This window comes from Paenibacillus sp. P36 (assembly GCF_045866505.1).
GTDB classification, from domain to species: Bacteria; Bacillota; Bacilli; order Paenibacillales; family NBRC-103111; genus Paenibacillus_E; species Paenibacillus_E chondroitinus.
In genome coordinates, this window is the sequence record NZ_AP038372.1 from 6,453,850 (window position 1) to 6,467,912 (window position 14,063).

Annotated in this window: 10 protein-coding genes; all 10 read right to left on the reverse strand. The window is 45.2% G+C overall.

Translation table 11 applies throughout. The annotated features are described in order from the left end of the window. Positions 1–27: 27 nt before the first annotated feature. The 10 genes from ACKTT9_RS28730 to ACKTT9_RS28775 all read right to left on the reverse strand — a co-directional run bounded on the left by ACKTT9_RS28730 (position 28) and on the right by ACKTT9_RS28775 (position 14,058). Positions 28–897 (reverse strand): carbohydrate ABC transporter permease, encoded by an 870-nt coding sequence (locus tag ACKTT9_RS28730; protein WP_157318660.1) that lies wholly within the window; start codon positions 895–897, stop codon positions 28–30. Then, on the reverse strand, positions 897–1,856 hold the full coding sequence (locus ACKTT9_RS28735) for an ABC transporter permease (protein ID WP_407873135.1): 960 nt from the start codon (positions 1,854–1,856) through the stop codon (positions 897–899). Before ACKTT9_RS28735 ends, ACKTT9_RS28730 begins: the two co-directional genes overlap by 1 nt. Positions 1,857–2,998: 1,142 nt before the next feature. Further along, a complete protein-coding gene (locus tag ACKTT9_RS28740; RefSeq protein ID WP_407868632.1) occupies positions 2,999–4,552 on the reverse strand; it encodes a copper amine oxidase N-terminal domain-containing protein in 1,554 nt (517 codons plus the stop codon). Positions 4,553–4,643: 91 nt separating this feature from the next. Further along, positions 4,644–5,141 (reverse strand): NUDIX hydrolase, encoded by a 498-nt coding sequence (locus ACKTT9_RS28745; RefSeq protein WP_407868633.1) that lies wholly within the window; start codon positions 5,139–5,141, stop codon positions 4,644–4,646. Positions 5,142–5,501: 360 nt separating this feature from the next. Next, complete coding sequence (locus ACKTT9_RS28750; protein WP_407868634.1) at positions 5,502–7,190, reverse strand: ribulokinase; 1,689 nt, start codon at positions 7,188–7,190, stop codon at positions 5,502–5,504. A gap of 68 nt (positions 7,191–7,258) precedes the next feature. Further along, a complete protein-coding gene (locus ACKTT9_RS28755; RefSeq protein WP_407868635.1) occupies positions 7,259–8,230 on the reverse strand; it encodes an ROK family protein in 972 nt (323 codons plus the stop codon). After that, on the reverse strand, positions 8,227–8,862 hold the full coding sequence (locus tag ACKTT9_RS28760) for an SIS domain-containing protein (protein WP_407868636.1): 636 nt from the start codon (positions 8,860–8,862) through the stop codon (positions 8,227–8,229). Before ACKTT9_RS28760 ends, ACKTT9_RS28755 begins: the two co-directional genes overlap by 4 nt. Positions 8,863–8,885: 23 nt before the next feature. After that, positions 8,886–10,487, reverse strand: coding sequence for an extracellular solute-binding protein (locus ACKTT9_RS28765; protein ID WP_407868637.1), 1,602 nt, complete (start codon positions 10,485–10,487; stop codon positions 8,886–8,888). Positions 10,488–10,646: 159 nt separating this feature from the next. Next, positions 10,647–12,983 (reverse strand): helix-turn-helix transcriptional regulator, encoded by a 2,337-nt coding sequence (locus ACKTT9_RS28770; RefSeq protein WP_407868638.1) that lies wholly within the window; start codon positions 12,981–12,983, stop codon positions 10,647–10,649. 145 nt (positions 12,984–13,128) lie between these two features. Beyond that, entirely contained in the window at positions 13,129–14,058 is a 930-nt protein-coding gene (locus ACKTT9_RS28775) for a dihydrodipicolinate synthase family protein (RefSeq protein WP_407868639.1), read from the reverse strand. Positions 14,059–14,063: the final 5 nt, after the last annotated feature.

Genomic DNA, 14,063 nt, shown 5'->3' on the forward strand with positions numbered 1-14,063 from the left:
ATGATGCAGCCAGCCGTATTGCGGTCTTTACTCCTTCAGCGAGCCTAGCATGGAACCCTTTACAAAATACTTCTGCAAGTACGGGTATACTAAAATAATCGGCACTGTTGCGAACAGTATTGTTGCCGCTTTCAATGTTGTCGTATTGAAATCGTAATCGCCAAGGAACAGATTCACAGCAGCCAATTCCTCCGGTGACTGCAAGTAAGCGCGCAGCTTCATTTGCAGCGGCCATTTGTTAGGATCACGGATGAACAGTACAGCCCTCTGGAAAGTATTCCAATATCCAACGGCATAAAATAAACTAACCGTCGCAAGCACCGGCTTGGATAAAGGCAGATAGATCCGGAACAAAATGCCTGCATCGGTGCAGCCGTCCATTCGCGCTGAATCATCGAGTTCCGCCGGGATGCCCATAAAAAACGTTCGAATAATAATCATGTTAAACGTTCCAATTAATCCTGGCAAAATAAGTGACCACAGGGAGTTCATCATGCCCAGCTCCCGAACGGTCAGGAAAAATGGGATCATCGGCGCATTAAAAATCATCGTAATGATTACAGCCAGCATAAATGGCTTGCGAATGAGAAATTCCTTGCGGGACAGCGGAAACGCTGTCAATACGGAGAACAGCATGCTCAGCAGGGTCCCAACTACCGTGATGTATAGCGTTACGCCGAATGCGCTCCATAATCCCTTATTTTGCAGGATATGCCCCCACGATGCCCAGGTAAATTCTACCGGTAGTAAGAATACTGTTTTCGAATCAGCCGCAAGGGGTGAACTGAGCGACACCGCCAACAGATGAACAAGCGGCATCAACATCGTGCCTGCAGCAGCGGCCAGGAACAAATAGTTGACTACTTGAAAAACCTTTTCTCCATACGTCTGTTTCATCACCACAACCCCTGTTCTGTCTTTCTGGCCATTCGGTTAAAAATCCACAGCAGCGCGAAACCAATGACGGACTGGAATAATCCAATAGCTGTCGTAACGCTGTACTGGCCCTGCAAAACCCCTGCCCGGTACACATACGTCTCAATGATATCACCCACGGAGTAGGTCATAGGCGTCAAGAGATTATAAATCTGGTCAAAACCGAGCTCAAGGAAATTGCCGATGTTCAGTAGGAATAACACCAGAATTGTAGGAAACAGGATCGGCAGCGTAATATGAAGCGTCTGCTTCCAGCGATTCGCCCCGTCCATCACGGCCGCCTCATACAAGTTCGGATTAATGCCGGCAATTGCGGCAAGGTAAATAATCGTGCCCCATCCGACTTCCTTCCAAATGCCCGACAAGACGACAATCGTACGAAAATAACTCTGCTGCTGCATGAACAAGATCGGCTCGAAACCGAACCATCCCCGGACCATGTTCGCCACGCCTTGCGTGGACAGTAGTTCAAAGACGATGCCTCCGACAACGACCCATGATAAGAAGTGCGGAAGATAGAACATGCTTTGTACAACCCGTTTGAACAGCATCAACCTCACTTCATTGAATAGAAGCGCTAGAATAATCGGTGCAGGAAATCCGAACACGAGGTGATACGTGGCGATCGTCGCCGTGTTTCTTAAAACATGATAGAAATCTTGATACGTGAAGATGAATTTGAAATTGTCCAATCCTACCCAAGAGCTTCCCAGCATGCCTTTGAAAATTTGATAATTCTGAAAGGCGATGACACTTCCCATGAGCGGCACGTATTTAAAAATAAGGTAATACACGAGCCCCGGGATGATCATGAGATAAAGCATCCAATGCTTTCGCATATTTAGGAGATATCGATTTTGCGCTAACCTCGCATGCTTCACATCGCTGTGTGTGATTCCGGGCTTAGCCTCCGTATACATCTTTGCCACTGTCGCAAGCCTCCTTCACGTCTAGTACCGCAATCTTACCTGCTGGGGAGATGCCGTGACAATCGTTCAATCCTCTATGGGATGAACCGATCCGCGATTCGCACATTTTTCCAGGATTTGAGAGCGGGAACAAGAAAGTGTTAATGCAAAAATGTCGCAATTCGAGGAATTGTGCATGCTTTGGAGCTTAGGTTCATTGCTAACCCTATCGCTAACCATATCGCTAACCATAAAATTCGCTCCTCGCGTGCTCTTTACAAGCTAAACTACGGAGGAGTAGTTAACTCCTCCAACAGTTTCTTCCTCCCAGCGATGGGCACAGCCAGCGTCGGTAGAAATTCGGCGATATTGAGACACTTGGCAGAGGGGGGGACCCCAGCGCTCAAGCGATAGCAGCAAACTAGCATTAGATTGCTCAGCGATGCATCCTTGAGGAACTACAGGGCGCTATTCTAGCAAATTTAGCCCGTTTCCGCGTTCAGCGGAACTACAAGGCGTTATTTGATCGACTAATCCCGTTTTCTTTAAGAAAACGGACAAATAGAGGCCTACAGTTCCCCTCCGCGCGAAAAAGAGCCTATTTCGATGAAATAGCGCCCTGCAGTTCCCTGCGGAGGAAAGGAGCGTTGGAGGAGTTAACTTCTCCTCCTTCGTTTAGCTTGTTAAGAGCCTGGTAGGAGCGAATTTTGGGGGTGGAGAAGATTCAGCGCCGCTAAATATTTAGCGTTACTGAGACAATTGGCGGAGGGGGTAACCTCATACTAGATGCGTTAAGTTGGTCAGCGATGCATCCTTGAGGAACTACAGGGCGCTATTCTAGCAAATTTAGCCCGTTTCCGCGTTCAGCGGAACTACAAGGCGTTATTTGATCGACTGATCCCGTTTTCTTTAAGAAAACGGACAAATAGCAGCCCACAGTTCCCCTCCGGCCGAAAAAGAGCCTATTTCTATGAAATAGCGCCCTGTAGTTCCCCTCGCTGGTGAATCGCCCGAGCGGTAGCAGCAAATGTCATGAGCCGGTGTGCAGGGAAGCTTCGCTTACCCCATACCCAAAAATAAAAGCCGCCGGATGATTCCGGCAGCTTTTGTTTTTGGGTATACGTCTATTCTAGTTTCCTATCACTTTGTCACCTTTACTTAAACAAATTAATTTTTCTGAGAATCTTATACATATCATCATAAATGATAATGTTACCTTTTGGATCAATAATAAATCGTTGCGGGGCAAGACCAAGCACAATCCGTTTGGGCTCAATTTTATCCTCTTCTTCAGGATGAACAAAAACATTTGGATTGGGTGTAGGATCAAACGTATTGGTCTTGAAATTATAAAGACCCTTATGATATTCGGCCTTGTCTAAATCAGCGTATTCTTCAAGTTTCCCTTTCACATCAACACGGTAGAATTGCTTGCCCCCCATTAAGTAGAAATTGCCTTCGTGCGCTATTGCAGATTTAATATCACCTACGTTAAGGGTTGCAACTACGCTCGCACCTACACCAGGAGTTACCAATTGAATCGTTTTGTTGTCCTGATCAAGTACGTACAATTGACCTTTATCCATGAGTGAAGTTAAGTGGTGCGTATGTATACTATCAATATTGGTATGGGTTGATAGAGCTTCTCCTTCATGTACCGTATAGATACTACCTTTGAAAGAGTTGCTGATATAATAGGTTTGCCCATCATCTGACGGTTGTATGAAGTCAAATTTACTTTTCAAATCACTAGATCTATCGTAGGCAATCAGTTTCACGCTAGGATAAACTTGATAAAATACCGTCAATTCTTGATTAAAGTCGTTTCCCATGACAAAGATTTTATCCGAATTGCGATCATAATATAAAGAGTTCGGGATGAATTGATCGTAATTAAAATCCCTCATTATTCCATTAGGGTCCTTATAATTAAAATTAAATTCTTTTTTACTGAAGGATACCAAAAATTGTACTTCTAATTCTTCGCCTTTATTTAAGCTCATTTTCTGAATGTTAAAACTTTGTGGAGAGCTTTCACCTAAAAGGTACAAATTGTTTTTGCCATCCGTAGTCATAACTACGCCTTCAGCGTAAGGGGCTTTAAATGAATACTTAGTACGATCAGTGAACTGAGGAATTCTTGTGATGGTTATGTTCGTCAAATTATCAACTGTTGGCTTTTCCAAACGCTCTGCAGCGGGCGCTACGTTATCTGGGATTGTTGACACCGCGGGTACGTTTACAATGCTTATCTCATGCGTTTGATCGTCAAAAGAAACGGTCTGATGGAAATTTTCCGCAATAAACCGAATTGGCACTAATGTCGTCTCATTTTGAATGACAGGCGGTTGTTCTAAATTGATAGAAGCATCATTAACTTTTGCTGCTGTACTTCCGATTTTCATGATAATGTGTTGTGAAGCAAATGTTAATTGCACACTCTGCGTGTTTCCATCCCATATGACCTCGGCGCCTAAAGCCTCCGTTACAAATCTCAGCGGAATCATCGTCGTGTTATTCACCAAGCGAGGAGCCATTCCAAGCACAACCGACTTGCCGTTAACTGAAGCTTGGGTATCATCTAATTTAAGCTTGATGACGATTTTGTCATTCGATACCGATGCCATAGTCGTTAAAGTGCCATAGTTCCAAACAAATACAGAAACTAAAGCAATCAAAACCATTTTTCGTAAGTAGATTCTAAACATGCTGTTCTTCCCCCAAATTCCACCATCCAGTAAATTACCATTATTATCTATTGAATCTAGTAAAAAGACAATAGATTTACAAAGTCTTTTATTACGCCCGTCTCTGTTTTTCTAAATACTTCAAATAAAACATAACTCCCGCCCTGTCTACACTGGAAAATTGATGGGGATCGTCCTTCATTAGTTGTCTTAATTCATCTACGGCAATCCATCTTGGGTTCTTAGTTTCATCACCTGATTGCACTAACTCCCCTTGCACTTTACAACGAAAGTAGACACCAACCGAATCAAAGGGTCCGTTAAGGGTCTGATAAGCCCCGAAGGGTTTTACACACTCCACTTCAAAACTCGGATCGATACCAACGGTATCAATTCTTGTATCTTCACCTTCAATTTCTACAATATCAAGGCCAGTCTCTTCCTTTACTTCTCTAATAAGCGCTGCTATTAACGATTCGTATTGCTCTATTCTCCCACCAGGTAGTTCAATCCGTTGAGGTTCACCAGGTTTATTTCGTGTCTGAACGACAATTTCGATTGTTCCTTCTTGCATTCTTTCAATGATCGCACGAGAATTAACTAAGAACATACGCCATCACTGCCCCTTTCTTTTTCCTCCACACTAATTTCTAGATTGCTCCAATAATCCCTTTACCTCACAGATGACCTTTGACAGCCTCATTTTTATCGATACGCATCCATTAACAGGAGAAAATCCATTTATTCATGCTATAGCCTGATTACGCCACTAAATTGCGGTAGTATTTCCCGCTAATCTTAGGCTAGGCTCTTAAAAGTTCAAATAGAAGGCGCTCCTTTGGGATGCAATCAGTCGGTTTGGGATTCAGCATGCCCTGCCAAATAAAAGCGACCTGCCACCCGCAGTTCCAAAGGAACACGCAGATTCACAGGCCGAGTACATTTTGGCCGTCAGGCCATTCCAAAAGCTCTAACCCCCAGTTCGCATGCGCTTCAGCTCACGCATTACCTTCCCCACTTGGCCGGAAGGTACTCCGAACGCCTCATGCATCGCACGATACTGGGCGTATAACCTGTCGTAAGCAGCCTTGTGCTCACGATTCGGTCGGATGGACTGCTCCTTCGTTTGTCCCATCGCGCGAATACCCTCACTCAGGCTGTCGTAGCCGCCTGCTTGGCTGCCCGCTGCAGCCGCTCCGCAGATAGCTGCGCCAAGCGCGACAGGTTGAGTCGACTTCGCCACCTTGATGTCCATCCCCAGAACATCGGCAAAAATTTGCATCAGCAGCTTATTTTTTTGAGGCAACCCGCCGCACGCATAGAGAGAAGCTATCTGCACTCCGCTCTCTTCAAAGGTTTCGATGATCCGTCTTGTACCGAAAGCTGCGGATTCCAGCAACGCGCGGTAGATCTCAGCGTGCGTTGTACTCAACGTCAGCCCGACAAGCAGCCCGGATAACGCTTCGTCCAGGATGGGCGAACGCCCTCCGTTCCACCAATCGAGCGCCAGCAGACCAGACTGCCCGGGACTTAACTGGCTGGCTTCACGCTCCAACCAGGTATGAACGCCGATTCCCTCGGCGGCAGCCTTACGCGTTATCTCTTCGGATACCGATGTGTTGACGAACCATGCAAACATGTCGCCAACGGCCGGCTGACCCGCTTCATAGCCGAACATGCCTGGCACAATGCCGTCCTCCACCACGCCGTTAACTCCTTGAATGAGATGTTCTTCGTCGCCGAGAACCATGTGGCACAGTGAAGTTCCCATAGCCAGAACCATACTGCCTGGGTCAGTGACACCACAGCCGAGTACGGCGGCATGTGCATCAATGATGGCAGTAGAAACAGCTGTGCCTGGGAGCAAGCCGAGCTCTTTGGCCATCCGCGGTTCCAATCCCCCTGCACGGGATCCCACAGGTACTACAGCTCCAGCCAACTTGGTTTGGTACAAACTTTCAAACCGCGGGTCCAGCTGCTTCAGGAACTCCGTGGACGGGTAACCTTCCAGCTTGTGCCACATTCCTTTGTAGCCCGCACAGCAACTGCTCCTGGCCAGCTCACCGCAAAGCTGCCAGACAACCCAGTCCGCCGCCTCCACGAAGCGATCGGCCGCCTCGAATACAGCCGGTGACTGTTCGGCCGTCTCCAGCAGTTTGGGCAGAAGCCATTCCGAAGAGATGCTGCCGCCGTAACGGGGAAGGAAATCTTCGCCTCTCTCTTTGGCCAAATGGTTTATACGTTCCGCTTGCGGGGCCGCCGCATGATGCTTCCAAAGCTTGGTCCAGCTGTGCGGATTGTTCCGATACTCCTCGAAGAAGCATATTGGAACGCCATCCGCATTCACGGGCAGCACCGTGCAAGCGGTGAAGTCAATACCGATGCCGATCACAGATTCCGGCGGAATTCCTGCCTGCTGAAGCACTGCGGGCACCGTTTGGCGAAGCACATCCAGATAATCCCCTGGATGCTGCAGAGCCCAATCTTTTGCAAGCATCACTTCCGAACCCGGCAGCTGGCGATCGATTACACCGTGTGCATAAGCGGTTACATGTGCCGCTATTTCCTCACCGGTCTGTACATCCACCAATACAGCCCGGCCGCTTTCCGTGCCATAATCGACGCCAATGGCGTACTTTTTGCCCCCACTCTCCATCATGATCTCCCCCTCGTTCAAAAAATACTTTTAGAGTATAATAAGTTAAAATTTGGATTTATCGCCCGCACTCAACTGTTACTCAACATCTCCATTGCAACAGATACACCTGCATAATCCCCAACTTGTTCCCCCAACCCGGCAGGTACGATCTCACAAACATCTAAGGAGAACGATAACGCCTCCTGCCTTAATGTTGCCATTACCAGGGGCTCCAGCAGCTTGTGCTGTCGTCCATAGATACTGCCAATTACAATTTTCTCCGGATTAAGCACATCAATTAACATAGCAATTCCTTGCCCCAAGCGGCGGCCTACCGTCTCATACACTTCAATCGCCATGGAATCCCCTGATTCCGCAGCCTTTCCTACCGTTTCCGCCGTCAAGCTGCTCAGATCGTTTATTGTTTGGCAATAAGAAGGTGGTTTGCCTTCCTGAATGGCTTGAAGCGACATTGTCCGAGCAAGCTTCGCAATACCGCCGCCACTGCAGAAGCCCTCAAATGAACCCGCCTTGCCATATCCCCAGGGGCCATTGGCTTCCAAACGAACATGCCCAACTTCACCTGCCATATCATTTTTACCTATATAAAGCTGGCCGTTAAGGATCAATCCTGCTCCCATGCCTGTGCCGAAAGTAAGGAATACCATATGGCGGCAGCCTTTTCCCGCTCCAAAACGCCATTCGGCTAAGGCGCAAGCATTCGCATCATTCTGTAATCCGACTGGAACACCGTAACGTACATACAAAGGAGATACGACATCAACATGATCCCAACCGGGAAGATTCGGAGGCGAGAGAATGACGCCCGCTTGACTGTTAAGCGGACCTCCACAACTGATACCTATGGCTTCAGGTGTCCGATCTGGATAACGCATTAACATCGTATCCAGAGATGTGCAGATTGCACCAATTGCCATCTCTGGCCCAGATGGGGTCGAAAAGCTTATTTTATCCACGAATACGACGCTATCCTTCTCGACAACAGCCAAACTTACTGCGCATTTTGTTCCACCAATATCGACTGCAGCAACAAGGGTCATTTTGGGAAAAACGCCTCCTCCAACATCAGGCATAACGCATGATAGATCGGCAGATGCCTCTCTTGAATGTCGAGGGTTTTCTCCCAAGGCACACATATCGTCACATCACATAAAGACTTCAATTTCCCGCCGCTATCCCCCGTGAAACCAATGGTTTTCAACCCTTGCACCTTGGCAACCTGCAGTGCCCGAAGGATATTCGTAGAGTTGCCAGATGTGCTGAATGCAATCAATACATCCCCTGAACGGCCGTAACCATACACTTGCTGGGCGAAAATCATTTCTGGATCAACATCATTGGCATAAGCACTTATCAAAGCTGAGTGACTTACGAGTGAAATCGCCGGCAGCGCCCCTTGGAGCTTAACAGCAAGATCCAACCCTTCTCCCGGAAATTCACGTTCAAAACGATCGCTTACAGATGCGGATAAAGGCCTTTTGGAGATAAATCCCTTCATCAGTTCGCCTACAACATGCTCACAATCTGCGGCACTTCCACCGTTACCACATAATAACAGCTTGTTTCCTTGATGAAACGAATGGTTTAGCAGCTCAAACCCCAATTCGATATCTGGTAAACAGCCTATTAATTCTGGATAACGTGTCGTCATTGAACTCAAAATAGCGTTCATTCCGTAGTACCCCCTTGATCAAGTTACTTTATTACTCGTGCAAGTGCTGTATTGTAAATCGTTTCAATCTCCGTTGCCCCTTTGTCTTTACATTGCTTGATAAAAGTATCCCAATCATTTAATGCCCCTTCACTGACAATGAATTTGTCCATATTTTGAGTTAAATAGGCATCCAATTGTGTGCGGAGTTGTTTAAGCCGATCTCGTTCTTGCTTATTAAATGGAGGATCATTGATCTCCCGGTAATTCATTCCGTCGGCCAGATCCTGGGTTGCCTTATCAGACCACTTAATTAGTTCCGGTGCAGAAGATAACAGAATCGGATGGTCGTCAGATTGAAACGCTAAGCCAAGATAACCGGTACCAAGGGCAGATTGCATCGAGCGGAAGGGATCTTGTTTATCTTTGAACTTCAGCTTCGTTGCATCCGATATCTGATATTCGCCGCCAACCAGCGTGTAATCCACATTTTCTACTCCGAAACTGGTTAGATTCGTCCCCTCTTCCCCATACATCCAGTCTATGAGCTTAATCACTTCTTCCGGATTCTTAACCTTAGCGCTTATTGCGTACATTTCACCAAGGTGATCCAGCTGATAAATGGTATTGCGTTTAACTCCTTTATTACTCGCCAGAGCAGGTAACAATTCGAACTTGGCTTCCGGTTCTTTCACCTGAAGTGTTTTATTAAAATTCGCTCCGAAACCATTGTTATCTTGAAAAAAGAACGATTTGCCAGAGCTTAATTTCTCCTGCCATATTTGTGAGGTTGCTACGGCATAATCTGGATCAAGCAGTTTTTCTTTGTAAAGTTTATGAAGATAGGCGATAGCCTCTTTGAATTCAGGGGCAAAAGGACCAAATTTATATTGCTGCGTCAGCGGTTCATAGTAAATTTTAGTTCCCGTAATATTCGTATAGCCACTTCCAAAGCCGAAAGCAATAGGATTGATCAAATTTTCTGTTCCTGTTTTACCATTCGCCGCTCTACTCGTAAAAGGATAAGACGCTGGATAAGCTTCTTTAAACTTCTTGAGTACCTGATATAGCTCTTCGTACGTCGTTGGCGCTTTTAAATGAAGTTTCGCTAACAAATCTGTGCGCATCATTGGCAACAAACCAGATTGAACGCTCCATTTCGTTACTAAAGGAAAACCGTACAGCTTGCCATCCACTTTCGTTTTATTGATTTCCGGCTTTTGCGCGATGAGCTTATGGAAATTCGGCATTTTATCCAAATACGGTGTGAGATCTAGAAAAATGTGGGTATCCGCGAAATCCGTAAGATCATTTTGATTGACCATCATGACATCGGGAATCGAATTTGTAGCCATTAAGGTTTTCTTTTTGTCCTCATAGTTACTCTGTGGAACGCTTTGTAAGGCAATCTTGACGTTTTTTCTTTTTTGAATTTCTTGAACAACGACCGAATTTGCATCTAACGCTTGGGAAGAATGCTCGTATCTCATCCATGAAAGCGTCATCGGATTGTCCGACGGTGAAGAGCTTACTCTCGCCGATGGCTTGACTGTACGATTTGGTATGTGATCACACCCCGCTACTAAACTCCCTACTACAACCAGCGAACAGCAGGCAGTTACCAATCTCCTGTTTCTGAAATCCATGGTGGTCCCCCTCCATAACCTGGATTTGTTCTGGCCATTTTTATTGTATAAGCGACTTGCCTCGCTTTAAAAGAACCAAATCAGCCTACGATGAACCATTCTTCCACTTGAGTCTCCATGATTCATTCTTCTACCTTGCCTGAATCGTCCATTTTCAAGCTATTTCTGCTTACCGCCGTGTATCTGCCGATATTCATTGGGTGAAATGCCTTCATGTTTTTTGAACAAACGCAAGAAGGTTGTGCGGCTGAAAATGCCGATCTGATCGGCAATATCACTAATCTTTATATCCGTATCGGCTAACAATTCTTTCGCTTTTGCAATCCGAATCAGGCTGATATAGTCCGAAATATTCGTCCCTGTCGTCTCTTTGAACATCCTGGACACATACTTGGCGGACAGACCGATCTCGTTTGCAATGACCTCCAGATATAAATCCTTTTCATAATGTTTCTCAATATAAGCTGTAATAAGCGATACGACCGTACCTGATTTGCTTTCGGGTTTATACAACGTTTCGGCGATCATTTTATCGTAGAACTCAAATATCATTTTCAACCTTGCATCAAACTCTGTCGGCAATATCTCCTTTTGACTCAAAAAATCATGCTCATTTGCCTCCAAAAAGTCATGCATACGAAGTCCTTTTTCGGTCAAATAACGGTTGCCTGTATGGAAAAACTCCACGAGCAAAGCCCCAAGAAAGTGATAAGAAACCCCTCTTGCTTTGTTCAAAGCAATAATTCCTTCCAATTCACCCCTTAAACCTTCCCGATCGCCTGATTTCAGTTTATTGACGATTTTGGTCTCATCCAGGAAAGAATAATAGTAGTTCTGATCGATATCCAAATGCGCTGCATCGACGATGACCGTCTTGGATGAATCTGTCCGCTTATCTATAGCCGTAATAGCATCACTATAAGATTTGGAATAATCCTCAATCTTGTCGTATCTTTTTCCTAAGCCAATAACTAATTCACAATACATGGTGTCGTAAGCAAAGGTCATTTTAATCATTTCCAAAGCTTGTTCCAGCTGTTCACGATCTGCCTCGCGCTTCAAATTGACCATGCAAACATATAAGTAGGGCTCATATTCCACCAAATAACAATTCACGTACTTTTTCATAATGCCCCATAGCACATTTTTCATCTTCTCGAAAATTAATAAGCGATCCGCTTCCAGAATGTCATGATAGAATTGATCCCTGAACATAAACACAAAACAGCAGCATAAATAGGTACCTGTATGAAAATCAATTTCTTTTAAAATCTGGTTAACCGCATACGGCTGTCCCCCTCGAACCCCTTTAATTAGATTCGTGAAAAACTGCTCAAGAATTTCCTCAGAGAAGGTATGAATTTTCATATTCGCGTCCTTATGCTGCTGGACCAATTGGCTGACGCTATTCCCAATCCGTTGAAGTTCGCCGCTGCGTGGTGTTTCTTGGTTGCCTTCTTCTATTCGTTCGGTTTTTTGTAAAATATCTCTGATATTTTTGATCGGGTTATACAGCCGAACGCTAAATATGGCAGAAAAGGCGATGCCAATGATGATTAAACTGATACAAATCCAGATGATCAAGCTAAAAATGCTCGAAGACTCCTGGTTAAAAGAGCTCACCGGCGTAATCGAATAATACTTCCATCCATATTCGGAGGTAGTTTGAACAATCCAATTCTGCTCTTGTCCGATGTTAAGCGCTCCGTTACTAGCTTTTTCCTTGGAAAAACCAGCAACAACTTGCTCCACATCCCTTGCTTCCAATTCGCTGCTTTGCAAAATGATCTGATTATCTTTATCCATAACAATATAGTGGGTGGTCGAGAAAATGGAGTTGTTTTGCAGCGTGGCTGCGATTGTAGGGATAGAAATGGTCGTCACCATCGTTGCCAAATGACCATTCAAATATTGGGTCGTAACACTCGGAATGACATCACGATTCGTGTTCATATTCGGATTCGCCACTCTCGTTGGCGTTAACAATTCGAACAGGCTGCTTTCGTGTAATTGTTTTCGCCAGAAATCTTTATTGTAACCATCAAATTTGTAAAAAGTGTCAAAGAAAACATCAAAGTCAACCATGCCATCACTAAAATAAACACGCTGATCATCCACAAATAGAAAGATATTGTCGACAAAGTGGCTTATCGTATTGCGATTCCCCGCAATGGATCTCACAATCGAAGGCAATTTAATTTTCTCTTCATCCGTTAGTAATGGATACGGTCGTAAGTATTGTTGAATGGTATCACTGAGCAGCAAGCTGTTGTTGGTTGACTGTGCCATACCTAAATAGATATCAATGGTTTTGGAGGAGGCAACCAAATTATCCGTAAGCTTTCCGGAGGCATCCTTCTTGATTAATTGATCCGCATTCAAATAGGCGATGACTCCGAGGATGACAATCGGGATCAGCAAAGAAAGGAAATAAAGCAGGATCTTAAAAAACAATCTATTTTTATTCAACGTTTGCTGCAAGTGTCTCCAATTCAAGTTTACTCCCCCAATATGAATGCTCTACCTTTTATAGTAAGCGGTTACAAATACTATTATTCTAATCTTTCTACATGAATCCTTCTTCTAAAGGGAAAATAAAAGGATAAGCAGGAAGCACGATAGTGTGCTTCCTGCTTATCTGTTAACGCTGGAATGAAAATTGCTGCGATAACTTCTTGGAGAGACGGTATAACTCATCCACTTCGAGTTTATTCGTGGCTGTGAACTCGTCATGATTTCTCGCGCGCGAGTGATAATTCGAACTGATGCCTTCCTTCATTTGATAATATTTCGCGTTAATCGGATATAACTGCCGCTCAATAAATGAAGCTACACTCAGCAAGTCGCTCAAATGCTGGGCTTCTTCAGGCTGCTCCTTCCAATGCTGCAGAAGCCAAGCATATAGATCCGGATGAAAGTTGGCCATAACCCCGCTGTAACCGTCAACGCCCAGCTTCAATGTTTCCAAGAGCGTAGCGGTATTGGCATTAAATAGCTTTAATGAAGTTCCTTTGATCACTTCCAGCTTTTCTTTGATCATCTCCACATCGCAAGAAGTATCCTTTAAGAAGAAAAACCTTCCGGTATCCGCACACCACTTCAATGTCGATGGCGTTAATAGTCGCTTATAAGGAAATGGACATTCATAAATCCCAAGCGCAATATGCTCCGGCAGTTGTTCAATCAGCTTCTGAGCATTAACCTTCCACACTTCATCCGACTCATCTTCGTCCGCCAATCGGTTCGAGATCAGGATAACCGCCTCAACGCCTGTTTCTGACATCGCCGTCACTTCTCGAACTTGGTCTTCAATCGAGTCTGCGGTGTGTCCCGACGCAATGACGGGAACCCTTCCCGCTGCCTTCTCCACGACAAAAGCGGCAAGCTTCACGCGCTCTTCCAAGCTCAAGAAAAACATCTCGCTGGACTGACAGACAGCAAATAATCCGTCCACTTTGTTTTGAATAAACCATTCAACCATACGTCCCATCGCATCAAAATCTATTTCGCCTGACTCCTTGTACAAAGTTATCATCGTCGGCCATACGCCGTTGGGGTTGTTAATCTTCATTGGAT